At 63.8% G+C, this 15104-nt stretch carries 12 protein-coding genes and 2 tRNA genes; 8 read left to right on the forward strand and 6 right to left on the reverse strand.

Annotated elements, in window-relative coordinates:
- Window positions 1-113: 113 nt before the first annotated feature.
- Complete coding sequence (locus tag ACVW1C_RS38945; protein ID WP_456762755.1) at window positions 114-941, forward strand: tetratricopeptide repeat protein; 828 nt, start codon at window positions 114-116, stop codon at window positions 939-941.
- A gap of 33 nt (window positions 942-974) precedes the next feature.
- On the opposite strand, the gene ACVW1C_RS38950 is transcribed toward ACVW1C_RS38945, so the two are convergent.
- From ACVW1C_RS38950 to ACVW1C_RS38965, 4 genes are all read right to left on the reverse strand, one after another.
- Window positions 975-1685 carry a hypothetical protein gene (locus tag ACVW1C_RS38950; RefSeq protein WP_173642607.1) on the reverse strand — a complete coding sequence of 237 codons (711 nt, stop codon included), beginning with the start codon at window positions 1683-1685 and terminating at the stop codon, window positions 975-977.
- Window positions 1686-1788: 103 nt separating this feature from the next.
- Window positions 1789-2667 (reverse strand): hypothetical protein, encoded by an 879-nt coding sequence (locus ACVW1C_RS38955; protein WP_456763280.1) that lies wholly within the window; start codon window positions 2665-2667, stop codon window positions 1789-1791.
- Between the two features lie 97 nt (window positions 2668-2764).
- A complete protein-coding gene (locus ACVW1C_RS38960) occupies window positions 2765-3850 on the reverse strand; it encodes an enolase C-terminal domain-like protein (RefSeq protein ID WP_456762756.1) in 1086 nt (361 codons plus the stop codon).
- A gap of 31 nt (window positions 3851-3881) precedes the next feature.
- A complete protein-coding gene (locus tag ACVW1C_RS38965) occupies window positions 3882-5213 on the reverse strand; it encodes a multicopper oxidase family protein (protein WP_456763281.1) in 1332 nt (443 codons plus the stop codon).
- Between the two features lie 135 nt (window positions 5214-5348).
- Here ACVW1C_RS38965 and ACVW1C_RS38970 point away from each other — a divergent pair.
- The 5 genes from ACVW1C_RS38970 (at window position 5349) to lon (ending at window position 12277) form a co-directional block, all read left to right on the forward strand.
- Window positions 5349-5433 (forward strand) — tRNA-Leu (locus ACVW1C_RS38970).
- A gap of 165 nt (window positions 5434-5598) precedes the next feature.
- Window positions 5599-6957: a trigger factor gene (gene tig / locus ACVW1C_RS38975; RefSeq protein ID WP_456762757.1), complete on the forward strand. Its 1359-nt coding sequence runs from the start codon at window positions 5599-5601 to the stop codon at window positions 6955-6957.
- A gap of 206 nt (window positions 6958-7163) precedes the next feature.
- Window positions 7164-7799 (forward strand): ATP-dependent Clp protease proteolytic subunit, encoded by a 636-nt coding sequence (locus ACVW1C_RS38980; RefSeq protein WP_097673521.1) that lies wholly within the window; start codon window positions 7164-7166, stop codon window positions 7797-7799.
- A gap of 454 nt (window positions 7800-8253) precedes the next feature.
- Complete coding sequence (gene clpX / locus ACVW1C_RS38985; protein ID WP_018271869.1) at window positions 8254-9528, forward strand: ATP-dependent Clp protease ATP-binding subunit ClpX; 1275 nt, start codon at window positions 8254-8256, stop codon at window positions 9526-9528.
- 319 nt (window positions 9529-9847) lie between these two features.
- A complete protein-coding gene (lon, locus tag ACVW1C_RS38990; RefSeq protein ID WP_176530994.1) occupies window positions 9848-12277 on the forward strand; it encodes an endopeptidase La in 2430 nt (809 codons plus the stop codon).
- Between the two features lie 78 nt (window positions 12278-12355).
- On the opposite strand, the gene ACVW1C_RS38995 is transcribed toward lon, so the two are convergent.
- Window positions 12356-13567: an MFS transporter gene (locus tag ACVW1C_RS38995; protein ID WP_456762758.1), complete on the reverse strand. Its 1212-nt coding sequence runs from the start codon at window positions 13565-13567 to the stop codon at window positions 12356-12358.
- A 1-nt stretch (window position 13568) separates the two neighbouring features.
- On the reverse strand, window positions 13569-14237 hold the full coding sequence (locus ACVW1C_RS39000) for a GntR family transcriptional regulator (RefSeq protein WP_456762759.1): 669 nt from the start codon (window positions 14235-14237) through the stop codon (window positions 13569-13571).
- A 190-nt stretch (window positions 14238-14427) separates the two neighbouring features.
- On the opposite strand from ACVW1C_RS39000, the gene ACVW1C_RS39005 reads away from it, so the two are divergent.
- Window positions 14428-14832 carry a GFA family protein gene (locus ACVW1C_RS39005; protein ID WP_456762760.1) on the forward strand — a complete coding sequence of 135 codons (405 nt, stop codon included), beginning with the start codon at window positions 14428-14430 and terminating at the stop codon, window positions 14830-14832.
- 92 nt (window positions 14833-14924) lie between these two features.
- Window positions 14925-15001: transfer RNA gene (locus ACVW1C_RS39010), tRNA-Val, on the forward strand.
- Window positions 15002-15104: the final 103 nt, after the last annotated feature.

The following is a 15104-nucleotide window of genomic DNA, read 5'->3' on the forward strand; positions in this document are numbered from 1 at the left end:
GGACGCGACTGCGTCGGTCCCGCCATGGCTGCGTCACGACACTTTTGGTGGACGCGTGGGAAGAGGCGGGTTAAAGCCGCATGACATCCCTTTGCATCCCGTGAATCTCCCTCGTGAGTGACAGGCAGAACAGTTTCCTCGCTCAGGCGCTGCAACAAGGCGCATCCGCGTTGCGGGCGCGGCAGTTTGCTGAGGCAGAGCGGATCGCGACAAGCATCCTGAAATCAAACCGCAAGGACAGACACGCGGCGCTTCTCCTGGCGCATGCCCTGATGGGGCAAAAGCGGGGAGGCGAGGCGATTGCACCGCTCGAGCGGCTTGCACGCCGCGGCGACGATGGCGAGGTGGAGACCTTGCTTGGCGCATTGCTGTGCGGTGCGGGGCGCGCCACGGACGGCCTCGCACAGCTTCGGCGCACGGCGGCACGCCGCCCACCATATCTCCCTTCGTTTCAGGAACTCGCTGGGCAGCTTGCCAAGGCCGGTCAATACGACGAGGCGATCAGCACGATCGAGGCGGGCCTCGCGCTGGCTCCCGAGAGCGTCGATCTGAAGCTCGATCTCGGGCGGCTGTTGCATGATACAAATGACTTCGCGCGGGCTGCGAGTGTCCTGACCGCCGCACGTGATGCTGCGCCGGGACGCCCGGACATTCTTAACCAGCTTGGGCGGGTCCTGATCCTTCATGGCGACTACGCCGCAGCCGCGGACGCTTTCCGCCGCGTGCTCGCGCTCTATCCGGACGATCGCTCGACCCGCGCCTACCTTGCCACATCCTTGTTCGAGCAGGGTGAGCGCGACGCTGCCGAAGCGGCGCTGCGCTCCATCATTCGTGGTCAGCCCCAGCTGCTGGGTCGCGCGGCATTCGTCATGGCCGCGACATCGCATGGTCGCTTCTTCTTCTCCCAGCGCGACGTTGCGAAATTCCTCGGCGGGGAGTGAGGCCGGGCGCATTGGACGAAATCTCGTCGCGCCTCACGCCCTGAAGTTTCTCCGGTAGAGGTTGGGCTGCCGCCTGAGCTCACTCCGGAACTGGCCGACGCGCTTGGCTTCTTCCGCGGTGAAGGAGGATGCCTGCGCAGTCCAGTCGTCTCGCTTGACCGGGATGCATTGCGCGATCGGAGTCCCCTTGGGGAGGACACCTCTGAAATTCCGGTCGTGCCAGTATGCCGGGAAATGCACCCAATTGTCGGTATAGAGGTCCGAATTGACCAGGCCGCTGAGCGTGGTGAACGGCAGGTCGAAGCGGTTGACGGGATGGGTGAAGTAGATCGCGTAGCCTTCGGGCGCCTCGACGGTCCACAGATTGTGGAATTTGAGAAAGAAGCGGCCCGCTTCGAACAATGGCGTGCCGCTGACCTGACCCGGATCGTGAAATCCGATCGGCGAGCGCGGAAATTCGGGTGTGCCTCCGGGCGGCAGGTCGTGATCCCAGGTGATTTCGCCGTTCTCGACCCTGAGATCGCAGACCAGTGGCAGCAGGAACCCGCAGGTCATCGCGTCCACGAAGGGCGGGCAGCGCTTGATGGTGTCCTCGTCGTGCAGGTTGATCGAGGAGAAGGCCGTCGCAGGCATTGTCTTGAGCCAATCGGGAACGCCCTGCGCCGCCGGGATGGGGGCCGGAATTAGTCCCTCAAGCTCCTTCGGACAGCGAAATTTGAGCGTCAGTTTGCTGTTGGTGGACATTGGGCGCTCCGATGTCGTGATGACCTACATGAATGCGTTGCAAAGGTGAAGCTCACGATCAGGCGCAAGATCGGCAGATTGCAAGAGCGGTCCGCAGGCTCCATCAATTGCGCACAAGGTAGAGCGGCGTTCTCAGCGTCAGCTGATAGGATGGCTTCGGCGCCCAGATGATTTGGGCCGTGACCCCGAACAGTCGATTGTCGTTGTCATCCATCCGGTCGAGGTCAAGCCGGAGGATGGGCTCGGTGAAGGACTGGATTGGCGTGAAGTTCAGGAGCTGCGCGCCGCCGAAATGCTGTACTCCGACCCGGCCGGTGAATTTCCAGTTGCTCGGCCACTGATAATAGCCGCCGACGTAGCCGATGATATTTGGATGGATCCGTGCGAGATCGGTCGCTACCTCGACGCGGGTGTCCTGGATGCCCGCCAGCATTCCGCGCGTTCCGTCCTTGTCGAAGGCATAGTCGAACTCGAGAATGTTGTTGAAGGTCGTCGTCCCAGTCGGCCCGTTCGGGATTGCCTGGGTGATTGTCGATTGCCACGTGATGGTCGGGATTGAGCCACCGTTCTGGCTGTAGAGGTCCGCCTGAAAGCCGACGTTCCAGCTGGTGACGTCGAAGGCCGACCACCCCTGCGCGGGGCCATAGGTCGTGGTGCCGGAAATGCCGGCATACAGCGAGACCGCATCGGTGACATCTACCGTCAATGGAAGATCGACGGCGAGGGATTGCCGGGACGGCAAGGAGACGCCGGTCGGAAGCGAGCTGCCGTTCGCGAGCGCAAGTGACTGCAGCGCGCTAAACAGAGCCGGGCTGCCGAAACCTACCGGCAAAGCGCCGGCCGGCACCGTTGCGTAGCTTGTCCGCAAATCGAGATAGATATTTGGCGTAGCCCCTGCCGGGTTCGGAGCGCCGCTGTCGTCGTCGCGATCTTTGCCGAACGCTGGTCCGGCCAGGCATGAGCCGATGAAACAGGCCAGCACAAGGCCCGGCAACGACGGAAAATCGCCGAAAGAGGGGGGCAGAATGCGCGAAGAAACTGGCACGACCCTTGGGCTCCTCCCTTGACCCCGCGAGCCGCTAGCTCACGAGATACTTCGCCACCGCCGGCTCGTTCCATTCGATGCCGAGCCCGGGACCGCGGGCGGTCACCGCGCCGTCTATGATCTCGGCGGGCCTTGCGAGGATCGCGCCCGCGAAGTCGAGGAACTCGAGCCAGTGCGCGGTCGGCGTCACCGCGAGCAGATGCGCGCTGACTTCCGCGAACAGATGACTCGACATCGGGATCGACGCTGCATCGGCCTGTCCCGCGACCTGCATCCAGCCGGTGACGCCGCCGACCTTCATCACGTCGGGCATGATGAAGTCGGATGCGCCGGCCGCGATCGCCTCGGCGAAGCCGCGCGGGAACCACCAGTTCTCGCCGGCCTGGATCGGTGTCGGCGAGGTCTCGCGGACCTTGGCATGGCCGGACAGGCTTTCCTGCGGCACCGGCTCCTCGATCCAGTGCAGGTCGTAGGGCGCAAGCCGGGAGATGCGACGGGTGGCTTCCGCCGGATCGAGCGACTGGTTGAAATCGATCATCAGCGCGACGTCGGGGCCGAGCAGGGCGCGCACGCCCTTCACGACGCGCTCGTCATTGGCGGCATCGCCGTCGCCGCCCTTGATCTTGATGCCCTTGAAGCCTTGGTCGAGCGAGCGGCGCAGCGCGCGCTCGTCGGCCACGGGATCGACCGCGCCGTAGCTGTCATAGGCCTTGATCGGCCTCGCCGAGCCGCCGAGCAGTTCGACCAGCGGCCGGCCGGCGAGTTGGCCGAGCACATCCCAGTAGGCCATGTCGAGGCCCGACACGGCCATCCCGACCAGACCTTGCGCGCTGAGCAGCCGAAACTTGGCGTCCATCGCCTTCATCAGATCGAACGGGGCGACCGGCCTGCCGATCAGCTCGCGACCGATTTCTTCGATCAGATAACAGAGAGGGTTAAGTGTGAGCTTGCTGTAGGCGAAGATGTAGGTGCGGCCGGTAACGCCTTGATCGGTCTCGACATCGATCAGCACCAGCGGACCGGAATCGATCACGCCAAACGCCGTCTTCACAGGACGCTTGAGCGGCACCACGACGCTTCGTGCCTTCACTCCGCGAATCGCTGCAACTGTCTGGCTCATCGGTCTTTCCTCAAGCGGTTTCCACTTCTTGTTATTGGACACCGTACCATCGCACGAGCCGCGGCGCGGCCCAATCGGTCGCGACCTGCTCGATCAGATAGCGGCCCGGATATTCGGCGAGGAAGGCGATGTGCTGGGTTTGGCCCGGTTCGACCGCGAGCGTGTCGAGCCAGAACGGCTTCCAGCCGTCGTCGAGCCGGTCGAGCAGACGGAAGTGGTGGCCGTGCAGATGAAAGACGCTGGCGATCACGCCCCGGTTGGTCAGGGCCAGCACGACGGTTCGGCCTGCCTTGGCCTGAAAGGCCGGGGCGGTCGACGGCTTGAAATCTGCCGGGCGGAACCACTCGGTGGGCGCGCCGAGCGGCAGATCGAATCGCGTAGCGCTCTTCAGATCGAGCTGGGCGGGCATGTCGTTGCCGGGCAGCGGTGGCGCCGGCGGGAACGGCGCCGTTCGGATCGGCGGTTCGTTCGAGACGGCGAGCTTGCCGACCGGGCGGGCTTGCTTGCCGTCGTGCAGCAGGATCGGGAAGCTCGTTCCGGCCGGACCGGCCGCATCGACAAAGACATCCGTGCGGCTTCCGGGAGCCAGGACCAGCGCGCCGTTGCGGGCCGGGAACGGTTCGGACGGCTGGCCGTCGATCGCCATCACCCGGACGTCGAGGTTGTCCAGCTTGACCGCCAGCACGCTGCGTTGGCTGCCATTGATAAAGCGGAGTCTGAGGCGGGCATTGGCCGGTGCCGAGATATTGTATGAGGCTTTGCCGTTAATCGTATGAATTTGCGTCGAATCTTTTGGATCGCTGCCGGGCGGGATCGCGGTTCCATCGGACTGCAGACGCCATTCCTCGATCAGCAAGACCTCGTCGCGATCCACAGCGACCGGCGAGGTGCCGGTCACGATCAGCGGGCGCGGGCGTGCCGGCGCCGTGCCGTCCCCGAACAACGGCTCGCACAGGAAGGTGCCGGCATGCCGAAGCGGCAGCTGGAAGGTATCCTTTGCCCCCGTGGCAAGGGGCGCCCGGGAGGCCAGCGGCTCCGCGGCCGGGACGCCATCGAGCCCGCGGCAATGGAGCGCGGCGGCAACCGGCAGCTCGTTGCCGAATGTCACGTCGAGCACCTCGCCGCGGTTGAAGCGGAGATCGCCGCCGCCGAGCGACCAGACCGGGGTCTCCGGTCCGTCGGGACGAAGCGAGATGCGGTCGGCTTTGGCCTGCAGCGCAACGGCCGTCCGGCCCTGCGCCGAGCCGGTGGCCGGCCAGGCGGGGCAAAGCGTCGCGGCGCCGAGGCCGGCGATCAGGTCGCGCCGGGTAAGGGAAAATCCGGGACTTGCTAGGGGGCTTGCCATCCGGCCGATGCGGACCATTTTCAAGTGTACCTGTCCAGTCGCGATCGGTCGCAGGGCGGGCTCTCCAGCGGCCATTTTTTTGCTGCGAACCGGTGGGCGCATGTTATAAGCCCGGCCGCCCGCGGCATCGCGGCCGGACTGGATGCTTTTCGCGCGGGCGTGGCGGAACTGGTAGACGCGCTGGATTTAGGTTCCAGTGACGAAAGTTGTGGGGGTTCGAGTCCCTCCGCCCGCACCAAGCGCTTACAGCGTTTGCATGACGAATTCTTGGAGAACCTTGGACCCCGAAGGGCACGAGGGTTCGCCGAACCCACAGACGTTAGGCCGCAAGGCTTACCGTCGAACAGATTGAACACTGCCACGGCCGCTCGGGCCGCGGCAAAAGCGGAAGAAGATTGATACTATGCAGGTCACCGAGACCCTCAACGAGGGACTGAAGCACGAATTCAAGATCAGCGTTCCGGCATCCGATCTCGATGCCAAGGCGGGCGCCAAGCTGGTCGACCTCAAGGACAAGGTCCGTCTCAACGGCTTCCGTCCCGGCAAGGTGCCGGTCGCGCACCTGAAGAAGATCTACGGCCGCTCTGTCATGGCCGAGACCATCGACCAGACCATCAGCGACACCAACCGGCAGATTTTCGAAGATCGCGGCTTCCGCCTCGCCGGCGAGCCGAAGATCACGATGCCGACCGAGAAGGATCAGGTCGAGGAATTGCTGTCAGGCAAGACTGACCTGACCTACACCGTCGCGATCGAGGTCGTGCCGCAGATCCAGCTCGCCGATTTCAAGTCGTTCTCGGTCGAGAAGCCGGTCGTCGATGTCTCCGACGCCGACGTCGACGATGCCATCAAGCGCATCGCCGAAGGCAGCCGCCCGTACAGCGCCAAGACCGAGGGCGCGGCGGAGAAGGGCGACCGCGTCACCATCAACTTCAAGGGCACCATCAACGGTGAAGCCTTCGAGGGCGGCACCGGCGAGGGCATCCAGGTCGTGATCGGCGCCGGCCAGTTCATTCCAGGCTTCGAGGAGCAGCTGATCGGCATCGGCACGGGCGAGACCCGCACGCTGAAAGTTGGTTTTCCGAAGAACTACCTGAACGACAAGCTCGCCGGCCAGCCGGCCGAGTTCGAGACCACCGCAACGCTGATCGAGGCGCCCGGTGAGACCACGATCGACGACGAGTTCGCCAAGACGCTCGGCCTCGAGTCGCTCGACAAGCTGAAGGAGGCCGCGCGCGAGCGCCTGACTGCCGAGTTCGCCGGGGCGACCCGTCAGAAGGTCAAGCGCGCGCTGCTCGACCAGCTCGACGAGAGCCACAAATTCGAGGCGCCGCCGTCGCTTGTCGCCGAAGAGTTCAACCTGATGTGGAACTCGATCAAGGCCGAGATGGACTCGACCGGCAAGTCCTTCGCCGACGAGAACACCACCGAGGATGCGGCCAAGGAAGAGTACCAGAAGATCGCCGACCGCCGTGTCCGCCTCGGCCTCGTGCTGTCGGAGATCGGCGAGAAGAACAAGATCACCGTGACCGACGACGAGGTCTCGCGCGCCGTGATCGAGCGCGCACGCCAGATGCCGGGCCGCGAGAAGGAAGTCTGGGATTACTACCGCAACAACGCCCAGGCGCTGGCCCAGCTCCGCGCTCCGATCTACGAGGACAAGGTCGTCGACTTCGTCCTGGAGCTCGCCAACGTGACCGAGAAGAAGGTCTCTAAGGATGAGCTGTTCAAGGATGAAGACGCCGAGCAGACTGCCGCCTAATTGCGGCACCTCGCGTTAATGATGAACCGCGAAAGCACGCCCGCGGCGGGTCCCCGTCGCTAGGCGTGCCGACGCGAATCGGCTTGAACTTCTGCGTCCTGCCCAGGTGGCTAGTACGGCCAGTGCCGGTCTTGTCGGCCGGAAATTGGTCCATATCTGGGTTAAGCCTTAACGTTCTGCATCACCCCTAACCCTTGGGTTCCTTCATGCGCGATCCCGTTGAAACCTACATGAACCTCGTGCCGATGGTCGTCGAGCAGACCAATCGCGGCGAACGCGCCTACGACATTTTCTCGCGCCTGCTGAAAGAGCGCATCATCTTCGTCACCGGTCCGGTGGAAGACGGCATGTCGACGCTGACCGTCGCGCAGCTGTTGTTCCTCGAGGCCGAGAATCCGAAGAAGGAAATCTCGATGTACATCAACTCGCCGGGTGGCGTGGTGACGTCGGGCCTTGCGATCTACGACACGATGCAGTTCATCCGTCCGCCGGTATCGACGCTGTGCACGGGGCAGGCGGCCTCGATGGGCTCGCTGCTGCTCGCAGCCGGCGAGAAGGACATGCGCTTCACGCTGCCGAACTCCCGCATCATGGTGCACCAGCCGTCCGGCGGCTTCCAGGGTCAGGCCACCGACATCATGCTGCACGCGCAGGAGATCCTGAATCTCAAAAAGCGCCTCAACGAGATCTATGTGAAGCACACCGGCCAGACCTACAAGGCGATCGAGGACGCGCTCGAGCGCGACAAGTTCCTCACCGCCGAGGACGCCAAGGCGTTCGGTCTCGTCGACAAGGTCATCGACAAGCGGCCGGAAGATCCGTCGGCGGCCAAGGCGGCCTAACAAAGCTGCCTGATCTGGACAGGCGACTCGAGGCGTCGGTGTGATCTCCACATTGACGCCTCACATAGTCGGCAAAGCAGGACGGCGGAGTACCCCGCAAGCGCATATGTGGGGCAGAAAGTTCCGCTTTCGTGCTCAATGCCCGGCGTGGTAATCCCGCAACGTTCCGTGGATTTCGACGCGTATTCCACGTGCGATCGTGGAAAATCACGGTATTGTCACGGTCTTGAGCCGGCCTCCCGATTAGCGAATTCTTGATAGTCGGGTGCCAGCATGGTTGGCTGTAATGCATCGGCTATGATCGCGGAGATTCGAATAAACCGTGATCCACACGGTCAGTATTGCGTAGGGTCTTTTTTGGTACGGAATTTGCTCTATCTACCCAAATACTCCGGTTTTGTGCCGGATTGGGTCGATCTGGCAAACGAGGTCGAACGGCGGACGGAGATAATGAATGAGTAAGGTCGGCACGAGCGACGCCAAGAACACGCTATATTGCTCGTTCTGCGGCAAGAGCCAGCATGAAGTTCGCAAGCTGATTGCCGGACCGACTGTCTTCATTTGCGACGAGTGTGTCGAACTCTGCATGGACATCATTCGCGAGGAGAACAAGTCCTCGCTGGTGAAGTCGCGCGACGGCATCCCGACGCCGAAGGAAATCTGCAAGGTCCTGGACGACTACGTGATCGGCCAGAGCCATGCCAAGAAGGTGCTCTCGGTCGCCGTCCACAATCACTACAAGCGGCTTAACCATCAGACCAAGCACAACGACGTCGAGCTGGCGAAGTCGAACATCCTGCTGATCGGTCCGACCGGCTCGGGCAAGACGCTGCTCGCGCAGACGCTGGCCCGCATCCTCGACGTGCCGTTCACCATGGCTGACGCGACGACGCTGACCGAAGCCGGCTATGTCGGTGAGGACGTCGAGAACATCATCCTGAAGCTGCTACAGGCCGCCGACTACAACGTCGAGCGCGCGCAGCGCGGCATCGTCTATATCGACGAAATCGACAAGATCAGCCGCAAGTCGGACAATCCCTCGATCACCCGCGACGTGTCGGGCGAGGGCGTCCAGCAGGCGCTGCTGAAGATCATGGAAGGCACGGTGGCCTCGGTTCCGCCTCAGGGCGGCCGCAAGCATCCGCAGCAGGAGTTCTTGCAGGTGGATACCACCAACATCCTGTTCATCTGCGGCGGTGCCTTCTCGGGCCTCGAGAAGATCATCTCCGCGCGCGGCCGTTCGACCTCGATCGGCTTCGCGGCGCAGGTGCTGGCGCCGGAGGATCGCCGTACCGGCGAGATCTTCCGTCACGTCGAGCCGGAGGACCTGCTGAAGTATGGCCTGATCCCGGAATTCGTCGGCCGTCTGCCCGTCGTTGCGACGCTGGAGGACCTCGACGAGACCTCGCTGAAGAAGATCCTGACCGATCCCAAGAACGCGCTGGTGAAGCAGTACCAGCGGCTGTTCGAGATGGAGAACATCGAGCTGACCTTTGCCGACGAGGCGCTTGGCGCGGTCGCCCGCAAGGCGATCGAGCGCAAGACCGGCGCACGCGGCCTGCGGTCGATCCTGGAGAGCATCCTGCTCGAGACCATGTTCGACCTCCCGGGCCTCGAAGGTGTCGAGGAGGTCGTGATCTCGCGCGAGGTCGTCGAGGGCACGGCGCGTCCGCTCTACATCTACGCGGATCGTTCCGACCGCGCCGTCGAGAGCAGCGCGAGCGCCTAGGGCGCAACTTTCTGTCGTCGCAATTCATGCGGCTGCCGGGCGATCCGGCGGCCGTTGCGGCGCAGCAGCAGGCCATTTTCGCGTCGCAGTAAATGCCTGTTTAGCCTACATTTCCCGGCACTTCTCAGACTTGACACCCCACCGCCTGATAGCCACCTAATGCTATCGGTGAGGGATCTCATGCGTTGAGATTCGTCGCTTTACGATGCGGAATATGCGGCTGCTGACGGCAATCTAATTCCGGATCACCAAGGCACCTTGTGGCGGTTGCGCAAACAGGCGGACTGCGAGCAAGGGGGCAAAACAAAAGGATAAGGCCATGACGACCTCAAAACCCCGGCCAACGATCGTCCACGGCGAAAGCCATTCCTATCCGGTGCTGCCGCTCCGTGACATCGTCGTCTTCCCGCACATGATCGTGCCGCTCTTCGTCGGCCGCGAGAAATCGATCCGCGCGCTCGAAGAGGTGATGAAGAACGATGCGCTGATCATGCTCGCGACGCAGAAGAATGCGTCCGATGACGATCCGGCTCCCGATTCAATCTACGAGACCGGTACGCTTGCCAGCGTTCTGCAGCTCCTGAAACTGCCCGACGGCACAGTCAAGGTACTGGTCGAGGGCCTCGAGCGCGCGCGTGTCGAGAAGTATTCCGACCGCAGCGAGTATTACGAGGCGACCGCCGTCGCGCTCGCCGACACTGACGCCAACTCGGTAGAAGCCGAGGCGCTGGCGCGTTCGGTCGTGTCCGACTTCGAAAGCTATGTGAAGCTGAACAAGAAGATCTCCGCCGAAGTTGTCGGCGTGGTTCAGGCGATCACCGATTTCGCCAAGCTCGGCGACACCGTTGCCTCGCATCTCGCGGTTAAGATTGCCGATCGGCAGGCGATCCTGGAGACGTTGTCCGTCACGCAGCGCCTGGAGAAGGTGCTGGGCCTGATGGAGAGCGAGATCTCGGTGCTGCAGGTCGAGAAGCGCATCCGCTCGCGCGTCAAGCGCCAGATGGAGAAGACCCAGCGCGAGTATTACCTGAACGAGCAGATGAAGGCGATCCAGAAGGAACTCGGCGACGACGAAGGTCGCGACGAGCTGGCCGATCTGGAGGAGAAGATCTCCAAGACCAAGCTTTCCAAGGAAGCGCGCGAGAAGGCCCAGCACGAGCTGAAGAAGCTGCGCCAGATGTCGCCGATGTCCGCGGAAGCGACCGTCGTGCGCAACTACCTGGATTGGCTGCTGTCGATCCCGTGGGGCAAGAAGTCCAAGGTCAAGAAGGACCTCGAGGCCGCGCAGGCGGTGCTGGACTCCGATCACTACGGGCTCGAGAAGGTCAAGGACCGTATCGTCGAGTATCTCGCGGTGCAGTCGCGCGCCAACAAGCTGACCGGGCCGATCCTGTGCCTGGTCGGCCCTCCCGGCGTCGGCAAGACCTCGCTCGGCAAGTCGATCGCGAAGGCCACGGGGCGCGAGTTCGTGCGCGTGTCGCTCGGCGGCGTGCGTGACGAGGCCGAGATTCGCGGTCACCGCCGCACCTATATCGGTTCGATGCCCGGCAAGATCATCCAGTCGATGCGCAAGGCGAAGACCTCGAACCCGCTGTTCCTGCTGGACGAGATCGACAAGATGGGCGCCGATTTCCGCGGCGATCCGTCGTCGGCGCTGCTCGAGGTCCTGGACCCCGAGCAGAACTCGACCTTCAACGACCATTACCTGGAGGTCGACTACGACCTGTCCAACGTGATGTTCATCACGACCGCGAATACGCTGAATATTCCGGGCCCGCTGATGGACCGCATGGAGATCATCCGGATCGCCGGCTACACCGAGAACGAGAAGGTCGAGATCGCGCGCAAGCATCTGATCCCGAGCGCGCTCTCCAAGCATGGTCTGGACTCCAAGGAATGGTCGATCGATGACGCGGCCTTGCTCTTGATGATCCGCCGCTACACCCGCGAAGCGGGCGTGCGTAACCTGGAGCGCGAGCTCTCCACACTCGCCCGCAAGGCGGTGAAGGAGCTGATGATCTCCAAGAAGAAGTCGGTGAAGGTCACCGAGGCGAACATCGAAGAGTTCCTCGGCGTTCCGAAGTATCGCTTCGGCGAGATCGATGACGAGGATCAGGTCGGTATCGTCACCGGTCTGGCGTGGACCGATGTCGGCGGCGAGCTGCTCACCATCGAAGGCGTCATGATGCCCGGCAAGGGCAAGATGACCGTCACGGGCAATCTGCGCGACGTGATGAAGGAGTCGATCTCGGCGGCGGCGTCCTACGTCCGCTCGCGCGCGATCGTCTACGGCATCGAACCGCCGATGTTCGACCGCCGCGACATCCACGTTCACGTGCCGGAGGGCGCAACCCCGAAGGACGGTCCGTCCGCCGGTGTCGCGATGGCCACCGCGATCATCTCGGTCATGACCGGCATTCCGGTCCGCCACGATGTCGCGATGACCGGCGAGATCACGCTGCGCGGCCGCGTGCTGCCGATCGGCGGTCTGAAGGAGAAGCTGCTGGCTGCCGCGCGCGGTGGCATCAAGACTGTGCTGATCCCCGAGGACAACGCCAAGGATCTCACGGAGATTTCCGATGCGATCAAGGGCGGCATGGAGATCATTCCGGTCTCGCGGCTGGATGAGGTCGTTGCCAAGGCGCTGACCCGCGTGCCTGTACCGATCGTGTGGGAAGAGGAGACCAGCAAGGTCGACGTCAAGCCTGACGCTTCGGATGAGGCGTCCGGTGGCCTGACGGCGCACTGAAGCAGTCTTCAATCTGAAACATCAAACGGCGCCTTCGGGCGCCGTTTTTGTTCTGGTCACGAGGAGCCGGGCAGGCGACTACTCTTTCTTCTCGATGACGAAATTGCCGATCGCCCCGAGCGCCATCAGCACGCTGGTGCCGAGGAACACGGCGCGCATGCCGATATGGCCGCCGATGAATCCGCCGGCGAGCGGGCCGATCACCTGGCCGGCATATTGCGCCGAGATCGAATAGCCCAGCATGCTGCCGGTGACCGTGTCGGGCACGTTGTGCCGAATCACGCTTGCGATGCAGGGCAAAAGGCCGCCGAGCGCGAGCCCCATCAGGAAGCGGAGCAGGATCAGCTGCCAGCCGCTGATCACGAAGGCCTGCGGGATCAGCAGCAGCGCCGAGGCCGCCAGGCAGATGGTGATGATCCGCCAATGGCCGACGCGATCGGCCAGCTTGCCGAGATGCGACGACGACAGCAGGCTGCCGAACGCCGCCGCCGACATCACGAGGCCGGCGACGAACGTCACCTGCGGCGCCTCGACCAGCTGCGCAACGTAGACCGTGATGATCGGCTCGATCGACATGTTGGCGATCATCAAGAGCAGGCCGGTGCCCCACATCGCGATCACAGGTCGCTTGTCCGGAACCAGCGACCAGCCGCCGCGCGCCTTGGCGCCTTTCGCCGTCTTCGGACGCGCCTCCTCGCGGATCAGGAAGGTCGTGCAGAGGAAGGTGATGAAGATGACGCCGCCGATCAGGAAGAAGGTCGCGCGGATGCCGATCAGGCCCGGCAGCACGCCGCCAATCAAAGGACCGACCAGGCTGCCGGCCATGATGCCGGCCGAAAGCACGCCGATCGCCCAGCCGGACCGCGCCTTCGGCGTCTGCGACGCGACCAGCACGGTCGAGCCCGAGGCGTAGCCGCCGAGCAGGCCGGTCAACAGCCGTAGGCCGACCAGCTCATAGACGTTGTGCGCCATGCCGATCAGCGACATGGCAACCGCCATGCCGAGGCTCGCGCGGATCAGCATCAGCTTGCGGCCATAGCGGTCCGCGAGCCGTCCCCATAGCGGCGCCGTCAGCGCCGCGCTGAAGAAGGTTGCGCCATAGGCCACGCCCGACCATTGCACGATGGCGGCATGGTCGGTCACGCCGAGCTGCTCGACATAGAGCGGCAGGAGCGGCAGCAGCAGCGTCATTCCCACGATGGTGGTGAAGGAGCCGAGCACGCAGACGATGAGGTTGCGCTTCCAGGGGCCGGCGTCGAGGGCCGCTTCGCGATCGATCTCCATGTTCATGTCAGCGCAGCCCGATGACGGCGAAGCCGCGCGCCCGCAGGCCGCGGCGATCCTCGTTCAGCGAACGGAGCAGGCGATCGCGGGTGTCGGTGATGTGATCGGCGGCCTCGCGCGCGGCGGCTTCCGGATCGTTGGCCTTGATGAAGCCGAGGATGCGCCGGTGCTCGCGCCAGGCCTGCTCGCGCGAGGGCTCGGTCCACACTTCGAGCCAGCGCGCCCGCGACAGCCGTGTCATGGCGCCCGCAATCGCCTTGACGATGAAGGGATTGCCGGACAGGCGTGCGATCTCGACATGGAAATCGGTGCCGACGCGGTGCCATTCCTCGCGCGGCGCGCCGGACTGGCAGGCATCCAGCATCGCTTCGACGCCGGCGATGTCGGCAGCGCTCGCCCGCGCGCAGGCGAGGCGGACGGCCGTCGTCTCCAAGGGAATCCTGAACTCGGCCAGCGCCTCCAGCTCACCGAGGTCGATCGGTGCGACGATCCAGTTGCGCCCGTCGCGGCGGACCAGCTCTTCGCCTTCGAGCCGCACCAGCGCGGCGCGGATCGGCGTGCGCGATCCCTCGAACCGGCTCTCGAGCCAGCGCTCGGTCAGGCGCTCGCCGGGGCCAAGGTCGAGAGAGAGGATCATCTCCCGGAGCTGGTCGTGGATCTGAAGCATCTGCGACATGGCGGTCTGCCGGTGGGAGGACGGTCTTGCTGACGTATCCCGAATTGGTATCCCAAACAATCCCGTTTTGGGATGCCAGTATTGTCCCAACGGGCACCCGACCGTGTTCCGGATACCTTGCGGGCCGCACCCCCGGGAACGACCTCTTGGCGACCGCCTTATTGAACGACGCCGAATTGGGAGAACGCAGATGCGGATCGACGGGCAATGTCATTGCGGGGCCGTGACCTATCAGGCCGAGATCGATCCCGAACGGGTGTCGATCTGCCATTGTACGGACTGTCAGGCGCTGACTGGTTCACCCTATCGCGTCACGGTGATCTGCGCCGCCGAGCAGGTCCGGCTGACCGGACGGGCACCGAAAGTGTATGGCAAGAAGGGCGATAACGGCCGAATCCGCTTCCAGCATTTTTGCGGCGACTGTGGTTCCCCCTTGTTCACGAGCGGCGAGGACGGCGGTCCCGACGATTGGGGTATCCGCTGGGGCAGCATTCGCCAGCGCGGCGAATTGACCCCGCGACGCCAGGTCTGGTGCCGCTCCGCCGCGCCCTGGATCAATGATCTCAAGGAATTGCCGGCGCGGCCCAAGGATTGAAGCCCAAGGATTGAAGCCTATCGATTGAGGCTTAGCGGCCTTGGCGACCTTGCGCCCGAGGGGCGGGCGAGGCTAAAGAGGCGCGCAGGTAAGGGCGGCTAGCTCAGCTGGTTAGAGCATCTCGTTTACACCGAGAGGGTCGGGAGTTCGAATCTCTCGCCGCCTACCAGCCTTCGCGCTGCGGGCTACGGCTCGGCAAGCCCGCCTTTGCGGATCAACTTATCCGCTTGTTCGGTCCGCAGGGCGAAGGCTGTCGCGCCGAAGCTCGAAGA

This window comes from Bradyrhizobium sp. USDA 4011, from assembly GCF_054063415.1.

What these genes read in the sequence shown, in the direction of transcription:
- ACVW1C_RS38960 (WP_456762756.1), bottom strand. Translation starts at nt 3,850, where the DNA reads ATGAGCCAGACAGTTGCAGCGATTCGCGGAGTGAAGGCACGAAGCGTC.
- tig (WP_456762757.1), top strand. Translation starts at nt 5,599, where the DNA reads ATGCAGGTCACCGAGACCCTCAACGAGGGACTGAAGCACGAATTCAAG.
- ACVW1C_RS38980 (WP_097673521.1), top strand. Translation starts at nt 7,164, where the DNA reads ATGCGCGATCCCGTTGAAACCTACATGAACCTCGTGCCGATGGTCGTC.
- clpX (WP_018271869.1), top strand. Translation starts at nt 8,254, where the DNA reads ATGAGTAAGGTCGGCACGAGCGACGCCAAGAACACGCTATATTGCTCG.
- ACVW1C_RS38965 (WP_456763281.1), bottom strand. Translation starts at nt 5,213, where the DNA reads ATGGTCCGCATCGGCCGGATGGCAAGCCCCCTAGCAAGTCCCGGATTT.
- ACVW1C_RS38950 (WP_173642607.1), bottom strand. Translation starts at nt 1,685, where the DNA reads ATGTCCACCAACAGCAAACTGACGCTCAAATTTCGCTGTCCGAAGGAG.
- lon (WP_176530994.1), top strand. Translation starts at nt 9,848, where the DNA reads ATGACGACCTCAAAACCCCGGCCAACGATCGTCCACGGCGAAAGCCAT.
- ACVW1C_RS39000 (WP_456762759.1), bottom strand. Translation starts at nt 14,237, where the DNA reads ATGTCGCAGATGCTTCAGATCCACGACCAGCTCCGGGAGATGATCCTC.
- ACVW1C_RS38995 (WP_456762758.1), bottom strand. Translation starts at nt 13,567, where the DNA reads ATGAACATGGAGATCGATCGCGAAGCGGCCCTCGACGCCGGCCCCTGG.
- ACVW1C_RS39005 (WP_456762760.1), top strand. Translation starts at nt 14,428, where the DNA reads ATGCGGATCGACGGGCAATGTCATTGCGGGGCCGTGACCTATCAGGCC.